23 protein-coding genes and 1 pseudogene are annotated in these 22013 nt (G+C 69.6%); 8 read left to right on the top strand and 16 right to left on the bottom strand.

The features are described 5' to 3' along the window. Positions 1-48: 48 nt before the first annotated feature. From ACRWNM_RS17320 to yidC, 3 genes are all read left to right on the top strand, one after another. Positions 49-864, top strand: coding sequence for a helix-turn-helix transcriptional regulator (locus ACRWNM_RS17320; protein WP_431968655.1), 816 nt, complete (start codon positions 49-51; stop codon positions 862-864). Positions 865-968: 104 nt separating this feature from the next. Continuing rightward, entirely contained in the window at positions 969-1262 is a 294-nt protein-coding gene (locus ACRWNM_RS17325; protein WP_431968657.1) for a DUF6412 domain-containing protein, read from the top strand. A gap of 103 nt (positions 1263-1365) precedes the next feature. Continuing rightward, on the top strand, positions 1366-2286 hold the full coding sequence (yidC, locus tag ACRWNM_RS17330) for a membrane protein insertase YidC (protein WP_431968659.1): 921 nt from the start codon (positions 1366-1368) through the stop codon (positions 2284-2286). A gap of 17 nt (positions 2287-2303) precedes the next feature. Here yidC and ACRWNM_RS17335 read toward each other — a convergent pair whose 3' ends face one another. Next, positions 2304-2684 carry a nitroreductase family deazaflavin-dependent oxidoreductase gene (locus tag ACRWNM_RS17335; RefSeq protein ID WP_431968661.1) on the bottom strand — a complete coding sequence of 127 codons (381 nt, stop codon included), beginning with the start codon at positions 2682-2684 and terminating at the stop codon, positions 2304-2306. Positions 2685-2774: 90 nt separating this feature from the next. On the opposite strand from ACRWNM_RS17335, the gene ACRWNM_RS17340 reads away from it, so the two are divergent. Continuing rightward, positions 2775-3284, top strand: a complete 510-nt coding sequence (locus tag ACRWNM_RS17340; protein ID WP_431969093.1) for an NUDIX hydrolase — start codon at positions 2775-2777, stop codon at positions 3282-3284. Between the two features lie 201 nt (positions 3285-3485). Here ACRWNM_RS17340 and ACRWNM_RS17345 read toward each other — a convergent pair whose 3' ends face one another. From ACRWNM_RS17345 to ACRWNM_RS17355, 3 genes are all read right to left on the bottom strand, one after another. Then, the gene (locus ACRWNM_RS17345; protein ID WP_431968663.1) at positions 3486-4166 is read right to left on the bottom strand and encodes a TIGR00266 family protein; all 681 of its coding nucleotides are present in this window, start codon (positions 4164-4166) and stop codon (positions 3486-3488) included. A 78-nt stretch (positions 4167-4244) separates the two neighbouring features. Then, positions 4245-4613: an arsenate reductase family protein gene (locus ACRWNM_RS17350; RefSeq protein WP_431968665.1), complete on the bottom strand. Its 369-nt coding sequence runs from the start codon at positions 4611-4613 to the stop codon at positions 4245-4247. Between the two features lie 22 nt (positions 4614-4635). Beyond that, positions 4636-6171, bottom strand: a complete 1536-nt coding sequence (locus tag ACRWNM_RS17355) for a glycosyltransferase family 39 protein (RefSeq protein ID WP_431968667.1) — start codon at positions 6169-6171, stop codon at positions 4636-4638. A gap of 133 nt (positions 6172-6304) precedes the next feature. On the opposite strand from ACRWNM_RS17355, the gene ACRWNM_RS17360 reads away from it, so the two are divergent. Next, positions 6305-6808 carry a hypothetical protein gene (locus ACRWNM_RS17360; RefSeq protein ID WP_431968669.1) on the top strand — a complete coding sequence of 168 codons (504 nt, stop codon included), beginning with the start codon at positions 6305-6307 and terminating at the stop codon, positions 6806-6808. A gap of 6 nt (positions 6809-6814) precedes the next feature. Here the strand turns inward: ACRWNM_RS17360 and ACRWNM_RS17365 are convergent, their stop codons facing one another. Both ACRWNM_RS17365 and ACRWNM_RS17370 read right to left on the bottom strand, forming a co-directional pair. Next, positions 6815-7693: a bile acid:sodium symporter family protein gene (locus ACRWNM_RS17365; RefSeq protein ID WP_431968671.1), complete on the bottom strand. Its 879-nt coding sequence runs from the start codon at positions 7691-7693 to the stop codon at positions 6815-6817. A gap of 95 nt (positions 7694-7788) precedes the next feature. Further along, on the bottom strand, positions 7789-8916 hold the full coding sequence (locus tag ACRWNM_RS17370; RefSeq protein ID WP_431968673.1) for a PucR family transcriptional regulator: 1128 nt from the start codon (positions 8914-8916) through the stop codon (positions 7789-7791). 141 nt (positions 8917-9057) lie between these two features. On the opposite strand from ACRWNM_RS17370, the gene ACRWNM_RS17375 reads away from it, so the two are divergent. Next, the gene (locus ACRWNM_RS17375; RefSeq protein ID WP_431968675.1) at positions 9058-10602 is read left to right on the top strand and encodes an acyl-CoA synthetase; all 1545 of its coding nucleotides are present in this window, start codon (positions 9058-9060) and stop codon (positions 10600-10602) included. Positions 10603-11348: 746 nt separating this feature from the next. Here ACRWNM_RS17375 and arc read toward each other — a convergent pair. Then, complete coding sequence (gene arc, locus ACRWNM_RS17380; protein ID WP_431968677.1) at positions 11349-13109, bottom strand: proteasome ATPase; 1761 nt, start codon at positions 13107-13109, stop codon at positions 11349-11351. Positions 13110-13289: 180 nt separating this feature from the next. On the opposite strand from arc, the gene ACRWNM_RS17385 reads away from it, so the two are divergent. Beyond that, positions 13290-13823, top strand: a complete 534-nt coding sequence (locus ACRWNM_RS17385; RefSeq protein ID WP_431968679.1) for a hypothetical protein — start codon at positions 13290-13292, stop codon at positions 13821-13823. A gap of 92 nt (positions 13824-13915) precedes the next feature. Here the strand turns inward: ACRWNM_RS17385 and ACRWNM_RS17390 are convergent, their stop codons facing one another. Further along, positions 13916-14749 carry a tRNA (adenine-N1)-methyltransferase gene (locus ACRWNM_RS17390; protein WP_431968681.1) on the bottom strand — a complete coding sequence of 278 codons (834 nt, stop codon included), beginning with the start codon at positions 14747-14749 and terminating at the stop codon, positions 13916-13918. Positions 14750-14831: 82 nt separating this feature from the next. On the opposite strand from ACRWNM_RS17390, the gene ACRWNM_RS17395 reads away from it, so the two are divergent. Further along, the gene (locus tag ACRWNM_RS17395; protein ID WP_431968683.1) at positions 14832-15740 is read left to right on the top strand and encodes a RecB family exonuclease; all 909 of its coding nucleotides are present in this window, start codon (positions 14832-14834) and stop codon (positions 15738-15740) included. Between the two features lie 13 nt (positions 15741-15753). Here ACRWNM_RS17395 and ACRWNM_RS17400 read toward each other — a convergent pair. The 8 genes and pseudogenes from ACRWNM_RS17400 to ACRWNM_RS17435 form a co-directional block, all read right to left on the bottom strand. Then, positions 15754-15899: pseudogene (locus tag ACRWNM_RS17400) on the bottom strand (putative sulfate exporter family transporter); the annotation flags it as partial. Between the two features lie 78 nt (positions 15900-15977). Continuing rightward, positions 15978-16112, bottom strand: a complete 135-nt coding sequence (locus tag ACRWNM_RS17405; RefSeq protein WP_431968685.1) for a hypothetical protein — start codon at positions 16110-16112, stop codon at positions 15978-15980. A gap of 148 nt (positions 16113-16260) precedes the next feature. Next, a complete protein-coding gene (hisG, locus tag ACRWNM_RS17410; RefSeq protein ID WP_431968687.1) occupies positions 16261-17112 on the bottom strand; it encodes an ATP phosphoribosyltransferase in 852 nt (283 codons plus the stop codon). 125 nt (positions 17113-17237) lie between these two features. Next, on the bottom strand, positions 17238-17519 hold the full coding sequence (locus ACRWNM_RS17415) for a phosphoribosyl-ATP diphosphatase (protein WP_174553499.1): 282 nt from the start codon (positions 17517-17519) through the stop codon (positions 17238-17240). Between the two features lie 220 nt (positions 17520-17739). Next, on the bottom strand, positions 17740-18306 hold the full coding sequence (locus tag ACRWNM_RS17420; protein WP_431968689.1) for a GNAT family N-acetyltransferase: 567 nt from the start codon (positions 18304-18306) through the stop codon (positions 17740-17742). Next, the gene (locus ACRWNM_RS17425) at positions 18303-20120 is read right to left on the bottom strand and encodes a choline/carnitine O-acyltransferase (protein WP_431968691.1); all 1818 of its coding nucleotides are present in this window, start codon (positions 20118-20120) and stop codon (positions 18303-18305) included. Before ACRWNM_RS17425 ends, ACRWNM_RS17420 begins: the two co-directional genes overlap by 4 nt. Positions 20121-20275: 155 nt before the next feature. Then, a complete protein-coding gene (locus ACRWNM_RS17430) occupies positions 20276-21097 on the bottom strand; it encodes a class I SAM-dependent methyltransferase (protein WP_431968693.1) in 822 nt (273 codons plus the stop codon). Positions 21098-21148: 51 nt separating this feature from the next. Continuing rightward, positions 21149-22009 (bottom strand): HalD/BesD family halogenase, encoded by an 861-nt coding sequence (locus ACRWNM_RS17435; protein ID WP_431968695.1) that lies wholly within the window; start codon positions 22007-22009, stop codon positions 21149-21151. Positions 22010-22013: the final 4 nt, after the last annotated feature.

Consider the following 22013-nt stretch of genomic DNA (forward strand, 5'->3'; position numbering starts at 1 on the left):
GCGATGGGTCCGAAACCCGGATCCTTGCTTCACTGCCGGGAGCGTCCGATGGAGAAGGCTCTGGTCACCGACGGGGTGTCCGCGACACCCTGTAGTCCGGGCGGCGCCCGCACGCCCGACGAATCCCACCGGCGGGCAACGGCTTTACTCCGTCCCGGGATTCTCGCTTTCGGCGGCGCGATCCGCCCGACCGCATTGCACGCCCACCACACCGTTCAGGTGCTCGCCGCACGCACGCCGATCACGGTGATGGACGCGGGCGGGGTGCGCCACCGCGGCACCAGGATCATCGTGCCCGCCGACGCGCCGCACCGGATCGAGACCGCCGCCGAGGGCGCCGCGCTCTATCTCGATCCCGAGACCGCGGCGGGCGCCACCGCCGATCGCCGCGCGCACGCCGGCGGCTGGGCCGACGACCAGCAGGTCATGCCAACGACGCTGGCCACCGCGCCGATCGCCGAGCAGGTGGCCGCGATCGTGCGCGAATTGCGCTGCGCGCCAACGGCCGCCAACGGCTCGCACCGGCACGGCGCGGTGACCGAGGCGCTGCGGCTGCTGCCGAGTCTGGTGCCGGACCATTCGATGCGCGGCGCCGACGTGGCCAAGCGGGTCGGGCTCTCCCCCGCCCGGCTCTCGCACCTGTTCGCCGAACAGGTCGGGATGCCGTTGCGCCCGTACATCCTGTGGCTGCGGCTGCGTTTGGCGGTCAACCGGTTCCGCTCCGGCGACGATGTCGCCGCCGCCGCGCACGCCTCCGGTTTCGACGACAGCACCCAACTCACCCGCACCTGCCGTCGCACCTTCGGGTTGACGCCCGCCGCGCTGCATCGCGCCGAACTGTGGGACCTCGGCGACGGAGCCTGACGGACGCCGTCGGACGTCGGTCCGTCGACAGCCCGCGCACGGCCGGCGCGAAGCCGAACACACGCCATGACGCCGCGCCGCCCGTACCCGGTACGCTCGATCCCATGTTCTCGCGGGTGCGGCTGACGGCCTTCGCGGTGCTCGCGTGCCTGGCGCCCGCGCTCGCACTGCTGGTCGCGCCCCTGCCCGAGCACGCGTCGCTGGCCGCGCTCGGTGTGCTCGCCGTCGCGGTGTTCGCGATGGTGGCGCTGCACGGCGGCGCGGTCGCGCCGCTGGTCGTCGCCCGCGGCGGACCGCCGTCGGCACAGCGCCGCAGGCGCGGTTCCTATCTGCGACAGAGCAATCCCGATACGGCGGGCCGTCCGCGGCCGCGAGCACCGGGACTGGTCACGGGCTGATCGACGGCCCGCGCCGCGGCGCGGGTGTGGTCGGCCCGCGCCGTGACCATCTCCACTTCGCGTGCGTGTGCGCGCACGTCTCACCGAATCAGGTGCTCCCCCAATGCTCGATGTCCTCTATTACCCTGTCTCCGCCGTGCTCTGGCTCTGGCACACCGCGTTCGCCGCGCTGCTCGGATCCACCAGCGGCCTGGCCTGGGTACTGGCGGTGGTGTTCCTCGTCGTCACGCTCCGCGCGGCCATGTATCCGCTGTTCCTGAAACAGGTCCGCACCCAAGCCGTCGTGCGGCGCCTGCGACCCGAGATCGAGGCGCTGCGCAAGCGCTATCCCGACGACAAGCAACGACAGGCCGTCGAAATCCAGAAACTGCACCGCGAGAACGGTGTCGGCGTGCTGGCGGGCTGCCTGCCGATGCTCGGCCAGGGGCTCGTGTTCCTCGCGCTGTTCCATGTGCTTCGCTCGTTCGACCGCACCGGAACGCTCGGCCATCTGCCCTTCCAGGCGACGTCGACGCCGATGACGCCCGAACAGAACGCGCAGACCCCGAACTACGTCTTCGACGCCGCCGATGTGCAGTCCTTCCTGAACGCCAAGCTGTTCGGCGCGCCGCTGTCGGCCACGCTGACCGGTCAGCCGAGCGTGGCGATCGCCGCGGTCGCAGGCACGCTGATGCTGGTGGCGGCCATCGCGACGCACTTCACCGCGCGCGCCGCGATCGCCCGCCAGGACCCGGCCACGGCACAGCTGCCGCTGCTGAACACGATGACGCTCTGGGTGTTTCCGGCGGGCGCGCTCGTCGGCGGCGCACTGCTTCCGGTGGCGATCCTGCTGTACTGGGTGGCGAACAACGGGTGGACGCTCGCGCAGCAGCACGTCGCCCACCGCCGCGTCGACGCCGAGGTCATGGCCGCGGCGGCAGCGGCGGCCACGGCGCGGCAGGACAGCGCGCCGAAGCCAGGGGTGAAGCCGATGCCGGGCGTGAAGCCGCGACCGGGCGTGAAATCCCGGCGTGGCCGTCGGTGACCTGCCGGGGCACGCCGTCAGGCAGCGGGTGTGGCCCGCAGGTAGTGCTTGGCGGCGATGCCCCACAACACCTGGCGCACGCCGAGCGGAGCCCAGCCCGCCGAGCGATCCTCCAGCACCACCGGATCACGCAACGTCACGGTGTGCCCCTTGGTCTCCAGCTCGAAAACGCCCGCGGCGAGGACGTTCTTGACCCATTCCGTCTCACGGCCGTACGTCAGCGCGATGCGGTAGACGCCGTCGTCTTCGAACACCCACACCGGTGTCCGGTAGGCGCGGCCGGATCGTCGTCCTTTGTGCAACACCACAGCGAAGGGCGGCACCGTGCCCGCGACCAGTCCCGCCACCGGGTTGGTCACGTGCCGGTTGAATCTCGCCACTATGCGCGGAAGCACCATCGGACGGTCCTCTCTCCAGGTGGCGTGCGCTGCCCAGGTTACTCTCGAGCAGTGTCTGCGCAGCCGAACTTCGACGGTCCTTCCGGCGAGATGATCGCGGTCTACGACCGGCAGGGTCGCGCGGTCGGCGCGGCCGATCGCGCCGAGGTCTACCGCGAGGGTCTATGGCACGCCAGTGCCGGGGTGCTGGTGCGTTCGAGGGATGGCGAGCGGGTCTACGTACACCGCCGCACCGACACGAAGATGGTGTTCGCCGGGATGCACGACTGCCTCGCGGGCGGTGTCGTCGCGCCGGGCGAGGACCCGGCGCGGACCGCGATCCGGGAGCTGGCCGAAGAGCTCGGCATCGTGCTCACCGAGGACGCGGCGCCTCCGCTGCCGATGGCCAGCGCGTCCTGGGACGGGGAATGGGAGGGCAGGCCGATGCGCTGCCATTTGTTCGCCTACGAGCTGCGGTACGACGGCCCCATCCGTCATCAGCCCGAGGAGATCGCCGACGGCTGGTGGTGGACCGACGCGGAACTGCGCGCCCACCTCGCCGACCCGGACTGGCCGTTCGTCCCGGACACCCTGGTACTGGTCGGCGATCTCCTGGCCTGAACCAGTTACGCCGCGCTGCCGCTGCCCAGGGACAGCATCGTGGTCAGAATGTTGGCGACGACTTCGAGCAACTCCATGAAAGGCAATCCTTCGGGTAGTTCATCAGGTGGAGGGCCCAGCATCACGGATGTGGGTGTCGGGGAGGTTACCCGAACATGACGGACTCGGATGGGAGTCCTCGCAGCGTGACCCTCGCCGCGGTCAGCTCGACGAGGCGCCGGTGCTGGCCCAGGACAGGAACGCGCCGGGATTGCGGGTCTGCAGCAGCACCCGGCCGGGACCGACGAAGTCGAAGACGAAGCCTTCGCCGGACTTCAGCGACTGAATGGAGCGGCCGGAGACGGCGCGCCGGATGGTGAAGTTCATGGCCAGGTCGTAGGCCACCACGTGTCCGGTGTCGATGGTGATCGGTTCGCCCGGCTGCAGATCGATCACATCGATCGCGCCGAAGACGCCGACCACGATCTCGCCGTCGCCGTGCGCGCGCAGGCCGAAGCCGCCCTCGCCGCCGAACAGATTCGCGAAGCCGCCCCACTTGCTCTCCACTTGCACGCCGTGCGAATTGGCGATCCAGCCGCCGCGGCTGATGAAGTACGGCCGGTCCGGGGTGATCTGCAGGTTCAGCATGTCGCCGGGCAGGGCGGGCGCGACGTCGACCCAGCCGCCCTGCGGCGGAGCGGTGAAGGTGGAGACGAAGAACGATTCTCCGGAGAGCACCGAGCGCTTGAGCCCGGCCAGGATGCCGCCCTCGGCCTTGGCCTGCAATGTGACTCCCGCCGAATGGGCGACCATGGCGCCGCTCTCGACCCGCATCGGCTCCCCGCCTGCCAGGAAGCACCGCGCGACGGTGGAGGCGGGGTTGTGGCGCAGATTTACCTTCATGCCGCCGACCCTACCGCGTGTGCGCGGTGGACAGGGATGAGCGAATTCGGCCCCGGGAGACCGGGATTCGCTGGATCGTCAGTCGAGCGAGCGCAGCGTGTCCTCGCTGCGCGCGACCACCGCGCCGCCGTCGCCGGTGAGCACGATCGGACGCTGGATGAGCTGCGGGTTGTCGGCCAGCGCCGCGATCCACCGATCCCGGTCGGCGGGCGTGCGGCCCCAGTCCGCCATGCCCAGATCCTTGGCGATCTGCTCGCCGGTGCGGGTGATGTCCCACGGTTGCGCGTCGAGCCGCCGCAGCACCTCGCGCAACTCGTCGGCGGTGGGCGGGTCGTCCAGGTAGCGGCGCACGGTGTAGGTCGCACCCGTCTCGTCCAGGTGCGCGGTCGCGGCGCGGCTCTTCGAGCACCGCGGGTTGTGCCAGATCTCGGTCTGCCCAGATGTCATGCCTCCAGATAATCACGTCCCGCTACAGGTGCATCAAGTCCGGCCAGGTCTCGGCCCACGGATGACGCGCGCCAGTGCACTTCCACACGGTGACGTCCTGGGTGTTGCCGGGGAAGCCGAGCCTGCTGTCCGCCTTGCCGACCGGCTCCACGCTGTCGAAATTCCAGCGCAGGAAGCTCTCGGTCATCCCGACGGCGAGCACGGTGCTCGCCTCGTCGAGCGGCCTGCCGAAGTAGCCGTAGCCGCGGCTCGGGCTGTAGATCGGCGGCAGCTCGTCGCGGACGAACTGGTCGAGCACGCTGGCCTGCCAGTAGGTGTCGGTGACGACGACGGCGTTCGCGCGTTCGGCCGGGGCGAGGGCCGCCGCGGCCCGCGACACCGCGGCGGTCAGCTCGGGCCAGCCGAATTCGCCGTATACGCCGATGTTGATCGCGGCCTCGGCATCGTCGGCGGGCGGTGCGATGTGGTCGGGGTGCTGCCACGGTGTCGACCACAGCACGAGCGCCGCGGAGCACAGCACGACCGCCGACCCGCCCCCGGTGAGCAGCCGCCGCGGCGAGGGACCCAGTCGGCCCGCCTGCTCGACCAGTCCGGCCGCGCCCGCGGCGAGCACCACGCCGTACATGCCCGCCACGTAGTAGATACGTCCGCCCGTCACCAGGAAGATCGCGACGAGCAGCAGTAGCGTGGCCCCGAGGAAGCGGTACGGGCGCAGGGCCGGAGTGCGCAGCAGCGCCCACACGCCGTACACCAGCACGACCGCGCCGAGAATGCCCGCGGTCAGGATGGCCAGGGGCACGAACATCAGCCGCCCGCCGAGTACGCCCTGCTCGCCGCTGATCACCTCGCCCATGCGCAACTGCGGCCAGCCGTTGCCCGCCTGCCAGATCAGCGTCGGCAGCGTCGCGAGCAGGACGATCGCGCCGCCGAGCCACAGCAGCGGGCGCCGGACCAGCTCGCGCGGACCGAGGGCCAGCGAGGTCACGGCGACCACGATCCAGAAGAACGGGATCAGCCACTTCACCTGCATGTCCAGCGCCGTCACCAGCGCGGCGCACAGCAGCAGCGAGTCGCGGCGGGTGCGCACCCACCGCACCACGAGCCAGGTGACGATCACCCACAACGCGGTGTCGATCGCGTTGGTGGTGAGCATCTTGCCCTGCAACAGCAGAAACGGTGAGGTCGCGTAGGCGGCGGCCGCGAGCAGTTGCGCGCCGCGCCCGCCGCCCAGCTCCCTGGCCAGCAGCGCGGTGAGCGCCACGGCGAGCGTGGTCAGCGCGACCGCGGGCAGCCGGAACACGAAGAACGAGCCGGGAGCGATGGTGTCCATGAGCCGGGCCAGCATCGGAAGCACCGGGCCCTGATCGGCGTAACCGAAGGACGGGTGACGGCCCGCGGCGAGGAAGTACAGCTCGTCGCCGAAGTAGTCGTAGCGAGCGGCCGAGAACAGCAGCACCGCAAGGGAGATACCCGCCACTACGGCGATACCCGCGGTCGCCGCCGGAGGGCGCTCCTCCCCTGCCACGTCCAGCTCCTGACGCTCAACGGTATCGGTCACGCCGCTCCTCGACGAGTTCGGACTCGGGCCTGGTCGAATCTAACGAGAAACGGCCGCCCGCCCATCCGCCCACGGGGGGAGTCGAGATCAGCCTTTCGGCGTAGCCAACGGGGGATCGACAGATACTGGAAGGATGAGCGACACATCGAAGCCCGAAAATCCTTACGGAACACCGACTACCAGCGGTCCCAGTCCGATCCCGCGCTATCAGGCCGTGGTGAACCGCGTAATACGCTCGCTGCTGCGCGTCCCCGTGCTCTCCGGGGTGGTCGGGAAACGACTGATGACGCTGCACGTCGTCGGCCGCACCTCGGGCAAGATCTACGAAGTGCCTGTGGCATACACCCGCCACGGCAGCGCGTTGCTGGTCGGCACCGTGCTGCGGCCGTGGGTGAAGAACCTGCGCACCGGCACGTCGGTCACGCTGACCCGCGGTGGCGCGCCCGAACGCTTCGATCCCGTGGTGCACACCGGCGAGGAGGAGGTGATGCGGCTGTTCGAGATCATCGCGAAAGACAACAAAACCAACGCCTCGTTCAGCGGCATCGGGTTCGACGCCGACGGTTCCCCGAACAAGGCCGACATCTACCAGACCTGGCGGCAGGGCGGTGTCGTCGTCGAGCTGCGGCCGGTCTGATCCCGCTCACACAGTGGCGGTCGCCCGAACAGGCCGACGGCGTCGAGCCAGGAGGTAGGCCGCCCCGGCGGCGGGGATGTTCATCAGCACGCCGTACACCGCACCGGGAACCGCCATCGTGTCGTTGTGCAGCACCGTCACCGCGACGGCGATGGCGATCGCGCCGTTGTGGATGCCGATCTCCATCGCCGAGGCGACGGCCTGATCGTCGTCGACTCCGAACAGCCGCGGCGCGAAATACCCGACCGTCAGGCTCAGCACGGCGAACACCAGGCACAGCGCGGCCAGCTCGCCGAGGTGTTCGGTGAGCGTCTCGAAGTTCTTCGCCACCGCCGCCGCGACCACCAGTGCGAGCACCACGATCGACAACACCTTGACCGCGCCGCGCATCCGCCGCGCCCAGTCGGTGAACCGCCGATGCACCCACATGCCGAGCGCGACGGGCACCAGCACGATCGCGAAGACCTGCGCGAACTTGTCCGGCCGCAGCCCGATCGAGCCCTCGCCGTCCAGGAACACCGTGTAGGACAGCGCGACGACCAGCGGCATGGTGAACACCGCGAGCACCGAATTCACCGCCGTGAGTGTGATGTTCAGCGCGACGTGCCCACCGGCGATGTGGCTGAACAGATTCGCCGACGGTCCGCCCGGCGAGGCCGCGAGCAGCATCATGCCCACCGCGAGCGCGCCCTCCACCCGGAACAGCAGGATCAGCCCCAGGCAGGCGGCGGGCAGGAGCACCATCTGGCAGACCAGCGCGATCGCCGCGGCCGCGGGATAGCGCAGCACCCTGGCGAAATCGTCGACGGTGAGCGTCAGCCCGAGCCCGAACATCACCAGGGCCAGCGCCAGCGGCAGAAATACGGCGAAAGCCGTTGAACCCATGCGGATCTCCTTCCGAACCGACGCCCGCGAGCGGCATTGCCGGAGTCGACCGTAGCGACGGAAGACACGCAAGGAAAGCCCGCGCGGCGAATGTCTCATCCGCGCGGCGGGTACTGCGCCTTCCGGTATTGAATCGCCCACCAGACTTGCAGCGCGGTGTGCGCGACGCGCAGATCGGCGCCGGTGAGTTCTTCGAAGCGACCGAGGCGGTAGCGAACGGTGTTGGGGTGCACCACGAGTCGCTCGGCGGTGACCTCGACGCGCATGCCGGTGTCGAGGTACGCCTCGACGGTGTCGACGACCGTGCGGACGGACTCGCCGTCGCCGAGGGACGCCAGATAGCGCCGGACGAGTTCCCCGCCCAGGTCGGTATCGGCGGCGATCGCGGGCAGCAGGCCGACGCTGTCCAGGTCGACGATTCCGGTGCGGCCGAACAGCTGCGCGGTGGTCAGCATGCGGCCCGCCAGGCGAAACGAGCGAGCCAGGTCCTCCAGGCGGGCAGGCGGGCCGAGGCCGACGACCCCGTGCCCTTCCGGGCTTCTGGACTTTTCCACAAAACCGGCGATATCGCCGTCCACCGTGGTCACGAACCCGCGCGGGGCGATGCTCCGGCCTGCGGCGCGGGATTCGTCGGTCCTGGCGCGGTACGCGCGGTACTCGAGCTCCGGGTCCGCGCCGAGTTGCTGGGCGCGGATGCGCAGGTCCGCGGGACCGAGGGTGCCGAGCAGCGCGGCCCTGGTGAACTCGGCGCGGAACTGCTCGTCGTGCCGTGCCGCGGCGATCTCGACGTCGCGGTGCCCAGCGCTGTACGGGACGACGGCCACGTCGACGAGATCGAGCAGCGCGGTGGTCAGCCTCAGCAGTGTGCGATCGGCGGCCTGGCTCTCGCCCGCGGCCGCGCTCAGCTCGGCGAGAATCTCGCGCACCGCGATGCGCCACCCGTTCTGCACATCGGCGAGCGAAATGCCTTGGCGGGCACGGATTTCGCCGAACTCGCGGAGCGCGGCCAGATCCGCGGCGGCCAGCAGGTTGCCGTCGTGCAGCGCGGTGAGCAGGCGGTCGACGATCGAGGTGGTCGACGCGGCGATGGTCGCGGCGGGCAGCGGCGCGTACGCGGGCACCTCCGCCCTCGCCCGCGCCACGATGCGGTCGACCAGTTCGGGCGCCCGATCCCGCACGCGCACCACCGCTCGGCGTTCCGCGGCGGTCGAGAGTCTGCTCATGGCGATCGACCCTACGGCCGGGCGTTTAGAGAAATCAACAAACTGGCGACTGATAGTTCGACACGCCCTCCATGGCGCAGATCACACCTCCCGCCGAATACTCGTCGGGACCCACCACCGCTGTTCGACGAGGAATAGACGATGTATCTGACTCAGGGCCTGCACCGCGCCGCCCAGCACAACCCCGACGGCCTGATGACCATCTGCGGCCCGCGGACGCGGACCAACCGGGAGGTGCTCGACCGGGTGTCCCGATTGGCGGGCGCGTTGCGTGGCCTCGGCGTCGGCGCGGACGACCGGGTGGCGATGCTGTCACTGAACTCCGACCGCTACCACGAGTACCTGCTCGCGGTGCCGTGGGCGGACGCCGTCCTCAATCCGGTGAACATCCGCTGGAGCCCGGCCGAAATCGCCTATTCCCTGGCCGATTCCGACAGCCGGGTCCTCTTCGTCGACGACGCGTTCGCCCCCATGGTCCCCGCGCTGCGGGCGCAGTATCCCGAGCTCCGCGCCGTTGTCCACTGCGGCGACGGCCCGGCCCCCGAGGGCGCGCTCGACTACGAGCGGCTCATCGCGGATGCCACGCCCATCCCCGACGCGCGCCGCGGCGGCGCAGCGCCGGCGGGCATCTTCTACACCGGCGGCACCACCGGATTCCCCAAGGGCGTGGTGCTCAGCCACGCGAACCTGCTGACCTCCGCGCTCGGCGGCGTCGCCACCGGATACCTGATGGCTCCCGGTGCGGTCTTCCTGCACGCGGCGCCGATGTTCCACCTCGCCGACCTGGCCGGATGGCAGGGTGTGCTGATGCTGGGCGGCACCCACGTGATGATCCCCGCGTTCGATCCGGTCGCCACGCTGACCGCGATCCAGCAGCATCGGGTGAGTTCCTCGGTACTCGTGCCGGTGATGATCCAGATGCTGGTCGACCATCCCCGCGCCGCCGAGTTCGACCTGTCCAGCGTGGAGCACATCATGTACGGCGCCTCGCCGATCTCGCAGGCGGTGCTCGAGCGCGCGATGGCCGCCTTCGGGCGAGCCGGGTTCACCCAGGCCTACGGCATGACCGAGGTCGCGCCGATCGCCACCCTGCTGGGCCCGCAGGACCATCTGGCCGGTCGGTTGCGCTCGGCGGGACGGGCCGCCCCGCACAGCGAGGTCCGGATCGTGGATTCCGACGGCGTCGAGGTGCCGCGCGGCGAGGTCGGCGAGGTCGTCGTGCGCGGTGGCCACGTGATGCTCGGCTACTGGAACAAGCCCGCCGAGACCGCGGACGCGGTGCGGGACGGCTGGATGCACACCGGCGACGGCGGCTACATGGACGAGGACGGCTACGTCTACATCGTGGACCGCATCAAGGACATGATCGTCTCCGGCGGCGAGAACGTGTACTCCGCCGAGGTGGAGAACGCCGTCGCCGCGCATCCGGCGGTCGCCGCGGTGGCGGTCATCGGCGTGCCCGACACCGAATGGGGCGAGCGGGTACACGCGGTCATCGTCTGCAAGCCGGGCCGGCAGGTGACGGCGGAGGAGATCCGGGGCCACGCCAAGGAACTGATCGCCGGGTACAAGGCGCCGCGCAGCATCGAGATCGTGGACGCGCTGCCGGTGTCGGGCGCCGGGAAGATCCTGAAACGCGATCTGCGGCAGAAGTATTGGGACACCGGGGCACGGCAGGTCAACTGATCGGGCCGGATCTATTCCCGGAGCGCGAGATTCGCTCCGCGTCGGCACAGACGAAGGGCCGAGCCCCCTCTCGGGAGGCTCGGCCCTTCGATCCGTCGTGCGCGGTGGCCACGTGCGCTGCCCGACGGCGTCCGTCGGCCGTCCGCGCATGGCCGCCGCGGAGGCGGCGGTGGGCTCAGCTCGCGCTGCCCGACCCCAGCAGCTGCTGGATGGTCTTGATCAGAACTTCGGCCAGGAAATCCGCTGCAGATCCGGACATGGGGTGCTCCTCATCTCGATACGGTGCGCACGGTCGGCGCGCCGTTAATCTGAAGCATGCATGATTCAGATGTTTGCCGGAGGCGTTTTCGGTCCAAAAAGACCGGAGAAGCATCGCGCGCACACCTAGAGCAGGGCTCCTAGCTGGCATTATCTTCCCAGACAAGCGTCCAGTGGGTTGAATCACATTCCATTCAGTGGAACGCGGGGATCCGTTCGCCGGACACGGCGAAGGGCCGCGCCCATGGGAGACGCGGCCCTCGGCACAACCACCACCCGACACGGCGCGAGCCGCGCCCCCAAAGGAGACACGGCCCGCCACACCACCGAACTACAGGTACTGACCCGTGTTCGACTCTGTATCGATCGCACGACTGGCGCTGGCGTTCTTGCCGGTGCATCGAGCGCAGCCGGATGTACACAATGCGCTCACCCGACACGGCGCGAGCCGCGCCCCCAAAGGAGACACGGCCCGCCACACCACCGAACTACAGGTACTGACCCGTGTTCGACTCTGTATCGATCGCACGACTGGCGCTGGCGTTCTTGCCGGTGACCAGAGTGCGGATGTACACGATGCGCTCACCCTTCTTACCCGAAATGCGGGCCCAGTCATCGGGATTCGTGGTGTTGGGCAGGTCCTCGTTCTCGGAGAACTCGTCCACGATCGAATCGTAGAGATGCTGGATGCGCAGACCCGGGTTGCCGGTGTCGAGCACCGCCTTGATGGCGTACTTCTTGGAGCGGTCCACGATGTTCTGGATCATGGCGCCGGAGTTGAAGTCCTTGAAGTACAGGACTTCCTTGTCACCGTTGGCGTAGGTGACCTCCAGGAAGCGGTTGTCCTCGCTCTCGGCGTACATCCGGTCGACGACCCGTTCGATCATTGCGGCAATGCAGGCGACCTTGTCGCCGCCGAACTCTTCGAGATCGTCGGCGTGCAGCGGCAGGTGCTCGGTCAGGTACTTGGAGAAGATGTCCTGCGCCGATTCGGCGTCCGGCCGCTCGATCTTGATCTTCACGTCCAGGCGGCCGGGCCGCAGGATCGCGGGGTCGATCATGTCCTCGCGGTTGGAGGCGCCGATGACGATGACGTTCTCCAGGCCCTCGACACCGTCGATCTCCGAAAGCAGCTGCGGCACAACGGTTGTCTCCACATCGGAGGAGACGCCCGAGCCGCGGGTGCGGAAGATCGAGTCCATCTCGTCGAAGAACACGATCACCGGAGTGCCCTCGGAGGCCTTCTCGCGCGCCCGCTGGAAGATGATCCTGATGTGGCGCTCGGTCTCGCCGACGAACTTGTTGAGCAGCTCGGGGCCCTTGATGTTCAGGAAGAACGACTTGGCTTCCTTGGCATCCTCACCACGCGCCTCGGCGATCTTCTTGGCCAGCGAGTTGGCCACCGCCTTGGCGATCAGCGTCTTACCGCAGCCGGGCGGACCGTAGAGCAGCACGCCCTTGGGAGGGCGCAGCGCGTACTCGCGGAACAGATCCTTGTGCAGGAACGGCAGTTCCACCGCGTCGCGGATCTGCTCGATCTGGCGTCCGAGACCGCCGATGTCGTTGTAGTCGACGTCGGGGACTTCCTCCAGCACGAGATCTTCGACCTCGGCCTTGGGGATGCGCTCGAAAGCGAAGCCCGCCTTGGTGTCGACCAGCAGCGAATCACCGGGCCGCAGTTTGCGAATGGGGGCATCGGGGTCGTCCAGATCATCGACCTCGGCGACCTTCGCCAGCGGGCCCGCCAGCCAGACCACGCGCTCCTCGTCGGCATGGCCGACGACCAGCGCGCGGCGCCCGTCATCGAGGATCTCGCGCAGGGTGCCGATCTCGCCGACCGAGTCGTAGGTGTTCGCCTCGACGACCGTCAGCGCCTCGTTGAGGCGCACGGTCTGGCCGTACTCGAGGATCGCGGTGTCGATGTTCGGTGAACACGTCAACCGCATCTTCCGACCCGAAGTGAACACGTCGACCGTCTGATCGTCGTACACGCCGATCAGAATGCCGTATCCGCTCGGCGGCTGACCCAGCCGATCGACCTCCTCGCGCAACGCGACCAGTTGCTGGCGCGCCTCCTTGAGCGTGTCCATCAGCTTCGTGTTGCGAATGGTCAGCGAATCGATGCGGGCTTCCAATTCCCGTGTGCGATCCGGCGAATCGGCGAGTTGCCTTCGGAGTGCAGCCGCCTCGGCGCGTATCGCCTCGAGCTCTCTCCAGGCCGCCGAATCCGAATTCTCGATGGGGCTCATGTGCTGCTCCTCCCAGTCCCGGTCTATCAACGCTACCGGGCGCGAACCGTTCTCGCTTTCCGACATGGTTTCGTCGTGATCACATCTGTGCTGCGATCGGCGGCTGAGTGTCCATGTTAGCCTGCCCTAACCCGACGTGGGCGAGGTCCCTCGTCACCCGAGCCGAAAGGTTGCTGGACAATGCTCCTTCCTGCCAAAACCCTGCGTGTTTCCGTGGCTACCGCCGCGGCAGCCCTCGCCGTTACGGTGGGGCTGACCGCCTGCGGCTCGGACGACTCCTCCGACACCGCCGCGACCGGCACCTCGGCGGTGGTCACCACCTCGGCAGCGGCCACCACCGGCGCGGCGGGCGGGCACGACCACGCCGCGGGCGACGCTCCCAAGCCCGAGGAGTTGCAGGCCACCTTGGCACTGGTCGCCGATCCCAGCAAGCCCACAGCCGAGAAGACCGCGATCATCGTGGACGGTGAGAAGCGCGCCGCCAACATCGACCAGATGAACCAGCTGCTCGCCGGCTACGGCCAGCTCACCTTCGTGGTCAGCGACGTCAAGACCGAGGGCGAGACCGCCACCGCCCAGGTCGTCATCACCTCCCCGCACGGCTCGGCCCCGGCCATGCCGATGACCTGGCAGCACGTCGACGGCAAGTGGAAGCTCTCGGACGCCACCGCGTGCACCATGCTGGGCTTCGCCCAGGCGCCCTGCACGTCCTAGTCGCACCTCGGCCCGCGCGCCCGTGCGTGATTTCCCCGTCTCCGGTGAAACCTCGCCCGGGCGCGTTCTCGGCGCTGCGGCTCCCGAGCGCCTCAGCCCTTCGAGGGGCGGCGTTGCGGCTTGGGGGTGACCACACCCTCGGCGAGCCTGCGGGCGCTCACCAGGAAGGCCGTGTGGCCCTGCATGCGGTGCTCGGGGCGGACGGCGAGGCCGACGACGTGCCAGCCGCGCACCATCGACTCCCATGACCTCGGCTCGGTCCAGCACTCCTGTTCGCGCAGCGCCTCGACCACCTTGGACAGCTGGGTGACGGTCGCCACGTACACGATGAGGACGCCGCCCGGCACCAGCGCCTTGGACACCGCGGGCAGCGCGTCCCACGGCGCCAGCATGTCCAGCACCACCCGGTCGACCGGATCGCCCGCGTAGTCGGCGACGTCGCCGACGGTGAGACTCCAGTTAGCTGGACGTTCGCCGAAGAAGCGCTCCACATTGCGAACGGCGTGCTCGGCGTGGTCCTCACGGATCTCGTAGGAGACGACCTCGCCCTCCGGGCCGACCGCCCGCAACAGCGAACAGGTCAGCGCGCCGGAGCCCGCCCCGGCCTCCAGCACCCGCGCGCCGGGGAACACATCGCCCTCGTGCACGATCTGGGCGGCGTCCTTCGGGTAGATGACGGCCGCGCCGCGCGGCATGGACAGCACGTAGTCGACCAGCAGCGGGCGCAGGGCCAGATACGGGGTGCCGTTGGTGGAGTGCACGAGGCTGCCCTCGTCGGCGCCGATCAGATCGTCGTGCTTGATCCCGCCGCGGTGGGTGTGGAACTCCTTGCCCGGCTCCAAGATCACCGTGTGGAGGCGTCCCTTGGCATCGGTCAGCTGCACCCGGTCCCCGGTGGTGAATGGCCCGGTCCGTCTGGCCGTCATGAATCTCCGTTCGCTGCTGGTCTTCGCGCTGTCGTCGCGGTTCGGCACCGGCGTGTCGGTGCCGCCGGATAGCCTGCCAGGTATGCCAGCGCCCGTGTCCACGCCCCCTGCCGACGCCGCCTCCGCACCGGAGCCCGCGCCCGCCGAGACGCGCCGCAGGCCCGCGCTGTCCCCTTCGCGGGCAATGGATTTCAAGCAGTGCCCGCTGAAGTACCGGCTGCGCGCGATCGACCGGATTCCGGAGCCGCCCTCGCGGCACGCGGTGCGCGGCACGGTGGTGCACGCGGTGCTCGAGGACCTGTACGGGCTGCCCGCCGCGGACCGCGTACTCGAGCGCGCCGCCGCGCTGGTGGAACCGGCTTGGGACCGCGTGCTGGCCGCGCAGCCGGAGATCGCGGAGCTGGTCGCGGCCGACGGGCTCATGCCGTTCCTCGGCGAGGTCCGCGCGCTGGTCGAGAGCTACTACCAGCTGGAGGACCCGACCCGGTTCGAGCCGGAATCCCGCGAGGCCAGGGTCGAGGTCGAGCTGGACGACGGCGTGCTGCTGCGCGGGTTCGTCGACCGGATCGACGTGGCCCCGACCGGCGAGCTGCGGGTGGTCGACTACAAGACCGGACGCGCGCCGGGTCTCGCGCAGGAGACCAAGGCGCTGTTCCAGCTGAAGTTCTACGCGCTGGTGGTGCTGCGCACCCGCGGCGTGCTGCCCGCCCAGCTGCGCCTGATCTACCTGGCCGACCGGCAGATCCTCACCTACGCGCCCGACATCGAAGAGCTCGGCCGCTTCGAACGCACCCTGTCGGCGCTGTGGACGGCGGTGCGCGAGGCGGGCCGCACGGGCGAGTTCCCGCCGTCGACGAGCTGGCTGTGCGGCTACTGCGACTACAAGCCGCTGTGCCCGGAGTTCGGCGGCACCCCGCCGCCCTACCCCGGCTGGCCGGAGGGCGGCGGGGAGTCGCCGGACGAGACCCTGGCCGAGGCCGTCGCCGACTGACCTCCGGACCGGATCACACGCTGAAGTCGCGGAACAGCAGCACCGAGAGTCCAAGGCCGACAAGCAGATTCACCGCGACGGCGGACCGAAGACGGCGACAGGTCGCCAGCCCGCCGCACGCAGCCCGCGCAGCGAGAATTCCAGGCCGATCGAGACGAAGCAGCGCGGAGGTTTCCGAGCGCACCGGCGGCTCGGCGGAGGGCGCGGGATCGGCCTGCCGCGCGTGGGTGTCCGACATCAGGGCACCAGCCGATCCGGGATCGCGCCGAGCAGGACGAGCGCGACGAGCGCCAGTCCGACGATCGCCGCCAGCCAGTCCTCGTTCCAGGTGAAAGTGCTGCCCGGACGTTCCTCGGGCGGTGTCTGCGACACGGTGGTGCTCCTTGCGTTCCTCATCGAGAGGCCGCACCGTACCAACGCGCCGCCGCGGGTCGCAGCGGTTGAACTCCGCGTGAATCGATCGGTGGGAACGGACGATCCGGGCGGATACACTCCGGTATCCGCCCGGCGTCCGGCGAGGTCAGAAGGCCCGGCAGGACCGGATGTCGGTGGCCAGGATGGCCTTGGCGCCGAGGTCGGCGAGCTCGTCCATCACCGCGTTGCCCCGGTTGCGCGGCACCAGCGCCCGCACCGCGACCCAGCCGGCGTCGGCGAGCGGGGAGACGGTCGGCGATTCCAGGCCCGGCGTGATCCGCACGGCCTGCTCGAGCAGCTCCTTCGGGCAGTCGTAGTCCAGCATCAGGTACTGCTGGGCGAACACCACGCCCTGGACGCGGGCGATGAGCTGGTTGCGGGCCCGGTCGTTGCGGTCCGACCCGACGGCCTCGATGAGCACGCCTTCCGAATCGCACAAAGTTTCGCCGAAGGCGACCAGGTTGTGCTGGCGCAGCGTGCGCCCCGAACCGACCACATCGGCGATGGCGTCGGCGACGCCGAGCTGGATGGAGATCTCGACCGCGCCGTCGAGGCGGATCACCTCGGCCTCGATGCCGCGGCGCTGCAGGTCCGCGAGCACCAGGTTCGGGTAGGAGGTCGCGATGCGCTTGTCATAGAGATCCTCGACCTTCCATTCCCGGCCCGCAGGCGCGGCGTAGCGGAAGGTGGAGCGGCCGAAGCCGAGCGCGAGGCGTTCCTGCACCGGCGCACCGGAGTCCAGCGCGAGATCGCGGCCGGTGATGCCGAGGTCGAGTTCGCCGGAGCCGACGTAGACGGCGATGTCCTTGGGACGGAGGAAGTAGAACTCGACCTGGTTCGCGGGGTCGAGCACGCTCAGGTCGCGGGAGTCGGTGCGCTTGCGGTATCCGGCCTCGGCCAGGATGGAGGTCGCGGATTCGGACAGGGCGCCTTTGTTGGGGACTGCGACGCGCAGCATGGGGGTGGAGTCCTTTCGGTGTTCGACTTGGCGTTAGCGGGGGCCCTCCGTGGTCACGCTCCGCTACCGCCTACGGGCCTGACCCGTTCACGCCCGGGAACGAAACTACGGGATGGACGCGACCGTCACAGATGTCGGTACACGTCGTCGAGCTTCAGTCCCCGGCCCACCATGAGCACCTGGACCCAGTAGAGCAGCTGCGAGATCTCCTCGGCCAGCGATTCGTCGCTCTCGTGTTCGGCGGCCAGCCAGACCTCGCCCGCCTCCTCCAGCACCTTCTTGCCCTGGGCATGCACGCCGGCGTCCAGCGCGGCCACGGTGCCGGAACCCTCGGGGCGGGTGATGGCACGATCCTGCAGCTCGGCGAACAGGGCTTCGAAAGTCTTCACGGCTGGCCATTCTTTCAGACGCGCATTCCCAGCTACCGTCCCGGTCCACCTCCGACCGGCCGCGAGCCGTGCGTCCGACGGACGCGGGCGAACGAGGTCCGCGCGCGGCCGGACCGAACGCGGCGGAACGCCCAGCGTCCATGGTGACCGGATCGTCCCCGGGCCCGTCGCGCCGTGCCGAACCGTTGGGGCGGTTCGGCACGGCGACTCGGAGTGAAACGAGCGGCGCGATCCGGATTCAGCGCGGCCGGTCGACGCGGTAGATGTAGTGCGCGGTGCCGTTGGCCGGGTTGTCCGGCGTCAGCTCGCCCTCCGCGACGCGCCGCAGTCCCGCCTTCTCGAGCGCCCGCCACGATGCCGCATTGGCCGCCGCGACCGGCACGATGACGCAGTCGGCTTCCGGATACGCCGCCCAGGTGTCGGCCAGGGCGGCACGGATCATCGCCGAACCCACGCCGCGCCCGACCAGGTCCGGCTCGCCGACCAGGTAGTCGACGGTCATCGCCGACTCGGGCACCTCGGCGAGCTCACGCAGCTCGTCGAGGTACTCCGGATAGTCGGCGATCCGGCACCGCTGCACCAGGCCGATCGGCACGCCGTCGGCGTGGGCGAGAAGGTCTTCGGCCGGCTCCTCGCCGCGGGCGGTGGGGCCGAAATCGCGCCGCACCGCCTCCGGCGAGGTCTCGTGGTTCCACCACCGCGCCACGTGCGGACGCGCCAGCCAACCGCCGAGCAGCGGGAAATCCGCTTCGGCGACGCGACGCCAGGTGAACTCCGGCGTGCGCACCTCCTCCGCGCCGGTCACTCCCCCGACGACAACAGGTCCGCCAGTTCGGCGACCGCGACGCGCAAGTAGTCGGCGTACTCGTGCATCTGGTCGGCCACCGCCTTGGGCGTCGCCAGGTAGAGGTTCCAGCGGTCCGGCAGCAGCACGTAGGCCACGCCGATGCAGCGCGGGCTGGTCGAGCCGAAGCCGAAGTACTGGATGTTGACCGACGGCGCCGAGCTGGTGCTGAGGTAGTCGTCGCGCATGATCACCCAGCCGGGGCTGTCGTAGAGCGAAATCGGTTCGGTGACACCGAGTTCCGCGCCGCGGCGGCGCTGGATCCACTGCAGCTCCCACAGGTGCTGCTCCGGCGCGTCACCCGCCTGGCATTGCTTGGCCCGCTCGACATGCTTGGCCGCGGCGGTCCGCGCGGCGGCGAGCCGGGTCGCGGTGTCGGCGGCGGGGTCCTGCATGGCGTCGACGAAGGCGATCATCTCCGGCGTCACCACGCGCATGGCCTCGGTGCGACCGTTGCGGTACTGGCGGGTCGCGATCGATTCGTAGGTGGCGCCCGTGATGCCTTTGCTGCGCCGGTGCGCGAGCTGGTAGCTCAGCTGGGCGAAGGCGTCCGGCGAGATGCCGAGCTGCTTGGCCCGCGCGGTGCCGAAGTCCTCGAAAGAGACGGTCTGCGTGGCGTTTTCGGCCGCGTAGCGGGCGAAGGCGGCGCCCGCCGACGCGATGTCGGTGCGCAGTTCGGCGTCGAGGGTGAACTCGATCGATTCCACCGGCGGCAGCCCCTGCGCCTGCGCGCCCGAGCGTTCCGCGTGCTCGGCGGCCGAGGACTCGAGCACGGTGTCGACGAAGGACAGGATGGTGGTGCCGTCCAGCCCGCAGTGCTCCACGTTGATGCCCGCCTGGCCGTCGCCGAAGACGATGAACGAGACCGCCTTGTCGAACCAGCGGTTGGCGCTGTCACCGTGCAGCAGCTGGTCGCAGGCGTGCAGGGTGTCGCGCGGGGCGAAGTCCTCCAGGCACAGGCAGAACAGCGCCGTCTCGATGGTGTCGAGCGCCGCGACGTTGGCGGGTTCGGCGCGGAGCGCCGTCCGGCTCGCGGCCCACTCGGCGCGCGCCTTGGTGGTGAGGTGACCGACGGCGGTGTCGGTGCGCGCCGAGCGCGACCCGGCCTTGAGTACCGCGCGCAGACCGTCGGCGAGGTCGTCGAGCGAGTACGGCGCGCCGCCCGCGCCGATCACGTCCATCCGGAACATGCTGCCGCGGTAGAACACCACGATGTGCCGCTCCCGCGAGGGTCCCGGCCACTCCGGGCTGTAGGGCACCCGGACGGAGTCCTGCTGCTCGCCGGGAATCCTGGTCTCGGAGAACAGGTACTTGTTCTGCCACATGGACAGCTGCTGCCCGCGCTGGGTGACCGGCGGGATCGCCTCCTCGTCGAGGGCCAGCTTGTAGTCGACGGCGGCCGAGACGATGGCCGCGGCCCGCTCCACCTGATCGGCCGCGGTGGAGGCGGCCAGCGGCGTGTCGTCGCGGAAGAGGAAGAAGAAGTTGGCGTTCAACGCGATTCGGTCGCGCCTGCCGAGATAGCGCGACGGCCAGAACAGGTCGAGCCAGCTGCCGACGCCCGGCGTGGCGTCGTAGTCCGCCAGTGCCGCGTGCAGCGTCCGGCCCGGGCCGTCCGGGCGGAGCAGGTCGGCGACCGCCGCCTCGGTGGTGGCGAGTTCGTCGTCGGTGAGCAGCGGGCTGCACCACTCCAGGAACCTGGCGCAGCTGTCCTCCAGCGTCGGCAGCGGTACCCGGGGCAGGTGGTCTTCGGCGGCGAAGGTGCGGTCGGTCAAGTCGGGGTCCTCGCGGTTCGGGTGCGGTGGGTGAGACGCGCACGGCGGGACAGCATCCGTGCGCGGGAGTTCGTGGAATGCGTCGCTCCACTACAGATCCTCGGCGACGAGGCCGAGTTTCGACAAGAGGTTGCCGGTGTTTTCGAGCGAAAGGCTCAGGCTTGGCCCTTCGGGCCGGGACGCGACAGGTAGAGCTGCGCGTACAGCCAGCCGTCGGCTTCCCGGCCGGTGGTGTCGATTCCCTTGTCCGACAGCGTGTTCAGCACGCGCTGCTGTTCGTCGGCGGAGGCGAACCTGCGCTGCGCGAACAAACCGGACGCCTGCTCGGTGCGGTAGCCGAGCGCCGCCAGCTCTTCGGCCATCGGATCGAAATCGAACATGCGCAGCACGAAGTGCGCCATCCACGGCCTGCGCCGCGGGTGCGCGGTGGCGATCCGCAGCAGCGTCTTCTCGGTGACGTAGCCGATACAGCCGGTCGACAGGACGATGTCGGCGGCGGCGAGCACCTCGCACTGCTCGTCGGTGGGATCGGCGGATTCGAGGTCGGCGTGCACGATGTCGTGCAGGAATCCCGCGGCGTGCGCGTAGTCCAGCGCGGGGCCGGAGACGTCCACGCCGACGAAGCGCACGTCGGAATGATGTTCGCAGCCGGCGAGACGGTCGCGATCGCGCGCGACGAGCTGCGCACGGTCGACCTCGGCGGCGGTGCGGTAGTGCTCGGTGAGCTCATCGATGCTGGTCTCGAAGCGCAGCAGCGCCGCGTTCACGCCGTAGGAGCAGCCGATGTCGAGCACGGTCGGCGTCGCCACGCGCGCGGAGGCGCGGTACTCCCGAATCTGCTGCTCGAAGAAGGGCTTCGCCAGTTCCGGTATGCGGTAGTCCAGCTCGGACATCCGTGCGTAGTAGTCGCGGGGATCGGGACGGTCGTAGATGTCGTCGAAGGAGGCTTTCCCGGTCGTGTCTAACGGCACTGGCACGTGTGTTCCTCTCGGGTCGAGCTGAGCCCAGTCGATCGGGTCGAGCTGAGCTCAGTCGAGTAGTCGGTCACCGCGGACCAAGCGGTCCTCGGCGACGTGTTCGGGCAGGACGCGGCCGAACAGCTGGCGGGTCCGCTCCACGGTGCCGATGACACCGGGCCGGTCCGTGTAGGCGAAGATCGCCGAGTGTCGTTGCCTGCCACCGGAAACCGGGGACACGCGATGCAGGGAGAAGCGACCTTGGAACAGTTGCAGGTCGCCGGGGCGCAGTTCGAGCCTGCGGATCAGGCGCTCGCCGGAACCGGCGAGCACGTCGCGCACATCGGCGAGGTTCTCGGCGTGCGGCGTGCGGATGTCGGGGCAGTATTCGAAGACCCCGCCCGCTTCCGGCAGCTGAGTGAGCATGCTGACGGTGAACTCGTTGGTGTCGAAGTGCCACGGATGCGACATGCCGGGCGCGACCACGTTCAGGCACAGTCCCGCCAGCGGATCGGCGTATTCGTGCAGTTCGGACAGGCCGAAGCAGTCCGCGACGAAGCGCTGGAACGCGTCGCTGGTGTAGAGCCGGTGGATCAGCGCCTCGGCGGGGATGCGGTCGCGGGGCACGAACGCGTTTCCGCGTTCCATCACGATGCGGCCCGGATGATCCCGGGGCAGTTCGGTGTTCAGCGGAATGTTGTAGGCGTTGACCCGCTCCACCTCGTAGTGCGCGTGCGGCGCGATGTCCTCGCCCTGCGCGCGCAGCGTCTCGATCAGCTCGGGACGGATGAACTCGCGCAGGACGGTGCAGCCGCCGTCGGCCAGGTCGGCCCGCGCCGCGTCGACCGCCGCCCGCCACCCCGCCGACCCCTGCGACGCGAGCGGATACCTTGCGGTATCGACGATTTCGTCCAGCACACCCGTCGCAGCCATGGCG

This window comes from Nocardia sp. bgisy134 (assembly GCF_965341865.1).
In the GTDB taxonomy this organism is placed as follows: domain Bacteria; phylum Actinomycetota; class Actinomycetes; order Mycobacteriales; family Mycobacteriaceae; genus Nocardia.

Coding starts and splice junctions, on each gene's coding strand:
- ACRWNM_RS17325 (WP_431968657.1), top strand. CDS start 969: ATGTTCTCGCGGGTGCGGCTGACGGCCTTCGCGGTGCTCGCGTGCCTG.
- arc (WP_431968677.1), bottom strand. CDS start 13,109: ATGAGCCCCATCGAGAATTCGGATTCGGCGGCCTGGAGAGAGCTCGAG.
- ACRWNM_RS17360 (WP_431968669.1), top strand. CDS start 6,305: ATGAGCGACACATCGAAGCCCGAAAATCCTTACGGAACACCGACTACC.
- ACRWNM_RS17320 (WP_431968655.1), top strand. CDS start 49: ATGGAGAAGGCTCTGGTCACCGACGGGGTGTCCGCGACACCCTGTAGT.
- ACRWNM_RS17390 (WP_431968681.1), bottom strand. CDS start 14,749: ATGACGGCCAGACGGACCGGGCCATTCACCACCGGGGACCGGGTGCAG.
- ACRWNM_RS17385 (WP_431968679.1), top strand. CDS start 13,290: ATGCTCCTTCCTGCCAAAACCCTGCGTGTTTCCGTGGCTACCGCCGCG.
- ACRWNM_RS17370 (WP_431968673.1), bottom strand. CDS start 8,916: ATGAGCAGACTCTCGACCGCCGCGGAACGCCGAGCGGTGGTGCGCGTG.
- ACRWNM_RS17365 (WP_431968671.1), bottom strand. CDS start 7,693: ATGGGTTCAACGGCTTTCGCCGTATTTCTGCCGCTGGCGCTGGCCCTG.
- ACRWNM_RS17375 (WP_431968675.1), top strand. CDS start 9,058: ATGTATCTGACTCAGGGCCTGCACCGCGCCGCCCAGCACAACCCCGAC.
- ACRWNM_RS17340 (WP_431969093.1), top strand. CDS start 2,775: ATGATCGCGGTCTACGACCGGCAGGGTCGCGCGGTCGGCGCGGCCGAT.
- ACRWNM_RS17395 (WP_431968683.1), top strand. CDS start 14,832: ATGCCAGCGCCCGTGTCCACGCCCCCTGCCGACGCCGCCTCCGCACCG.
- ACRWNM_RS17345 (WP_431968663.1), bottom strand. CDS start 4,166: ATGAAGGTAAATCTGCGCCACAACCCCGCCTCCACCGTCGCGCGGTGC.
- ACRWNM_RS17350 (WP_431968665.1), bottom strand. CDS start 4,613: ATGACATCTGGGCAGACCGAGATCTGGCACAACCCGCGGTGCTCGAAG.
- yidC (WP_431968659.1), top strand. CDS start 1,366: ATGCTCGATGTCCTCTATTACCCTGTCTCCGCCGTGCTCTGGCTCTGG.
- ACRWNM_RS17335 (WP_431968661.1), bottom strand. CDS start 2,684: ATGGTGCTTCCGCGCATAGTGGCGAGATTCAACCGGCACGTGACCAAC.
- ACRWNM_RS17435 (WP_431968695.1), bottom strand. CDS start 22,009: ATGGCTGCGACGGGTGTGCTGGACGAAATCGTCGATACCGCAAGGTAT.
- hisG (WP_431968687.1), bottom strand. CDS start 17,112: ATGCTGCGCGTCGCAGTCCCCAACAAAGGCGCCCTGTCCGAATCCGCG.